The sequence below is a fragment of the Streptomyces sp. SID1328 genome, from assembly GCF_009865595.1.
Classification (GTDB): domain Bacteria; phylum Actinomycetota; class Actinomycetes; order Streptomycetales; family Streptomycetaceae; genus Streptomyces; species Streptomyces griseoluteus.
On sequence record NZ_WWKH01000234.1, the window covers coordinates 1 to 1,262 of the forward strand.

Here is a 1,262-nt window from a genome sequence, read left to right on the forward strand (position 1 = left end):
TCTTCCTGGCGGAGGCGTTCACCCGCCCCGCGATGATGCACACCCTGGCCCAGATCGGCTTCCAGCAGTCCTACACCTACTTCACCTGGCGCAACAGCAAGCAGGAGCTGACGGAGTACCTCACCGAACTCTCGGGGGAGGCCGCCGCCTACATGCGGCCCAACTTCTTCGCCAACACCCCCGACATCCTGCACGCCTACCTCCAGCAGGGCGGGCGCCCCGCCTTCGAGGTGCGCGCGGTCCTCGCGGCGACCCTCTCCCCCACGTGGGGCATCTACAGCGGCTACGAACTCTGTGAGAACGAGCCGTTGAAGGCGGGCAGCGAGGAGTACTGGGACTCGGAGAAGTACCAGCTCAAGCCGAGGGACTGGGAGGCGGCCGCCCGCGAGGGACGGACCATCGCGCCGCTCATCACCCGGCTCAACGAGATCCGCCGGGAGAACCCGGCCCTGCACCAGCTCAGGGACATCCACTTCCACCACGCGGACCAGGACGGAGTGATCGTCTACTCCAAGCGCAGCGGTTCGAACACGGTTCTGGTGGTCGCCAACCTCGACCCGCACCACACCCAGGAGGCCACGGTCTCGTTGGACATGCCGCAACTCGGCCTCGACTGGCACGAGTCGGTGCCGGTGCGCGACCTGCTCACCGGCGAGTCCTATCACTGGGGCAGGGCCAACTATGTGCGACTCGAACCGGGTCGTCGACCCGCGCATGTGTTCTCGGTTCTGCGACCGTCCAACCCGCGGATCGGAGGGTCACCCGCCATATGATCGTCAACGAGCCCGTTCCCGACACCTTCGAGGACACTCCGGCCAAGGACCGGGACCCCGAGTGGTTCAAGCGTGCCGTCTTCTACGAGGTCCTGGTCCGCTCCTTCCAGGACAGCAACGGCGACGGCGTCGGTGACCTGAAGGGTCTGACCGCCAAACTCGACTACCTGCAATGGCTCGGCGTGGACTGCCTCTGGCTCCCGCCGTTCTTCAAGTCCCCGCTGCGTGACGGCGGTTACGACGTCTCCGACTACACCGCCGTGCTCCCCGAGTTCGGGGACCTCGCGGACTTCGTGGAGTTCGTCGACGCCGCGCACCAGCGGGGCATGCGGGTCATCATCGACTTCGTCATGAACCACACCAGTGACCAGCACCCGTGGTTCCAGGAGTCCCGCAACAACCCCGACGGACCGTACGGGGATTACTACGTCTGGGCCGACGACGACAAGCAGTTCCAGGACGCCCGGATCATCTTCGTCGACACCGAGG

1 protein-coding gene and 1 pseudogene are annotated in these 1,262 nt (G+C 65.9%); both read left to right on the top strand.

Annotation, left to right across the window (positions count from 1 at the left end; all coding sequences use genetic code 11):
- A pseudogene (locus tag GT030_RS06560) lies at positions 1–773 on the top strand (alpha-1,4-glucan--maltose-1-phosphate maltosyltransferase); the annotation flags it as partial.
- Positions 770–1,262, top strand: a 493-nt coding sequence (locus GT030_RS06565) for an alpha-amylase family glycosyl hydrolase (protein WP_237522236.1), incomplete at its 3' end; no start/stop codon positions are given. The pseudogene GT030_RS06560 and the gene GT030_RS06565, both read left to right, overlap by 4 nt.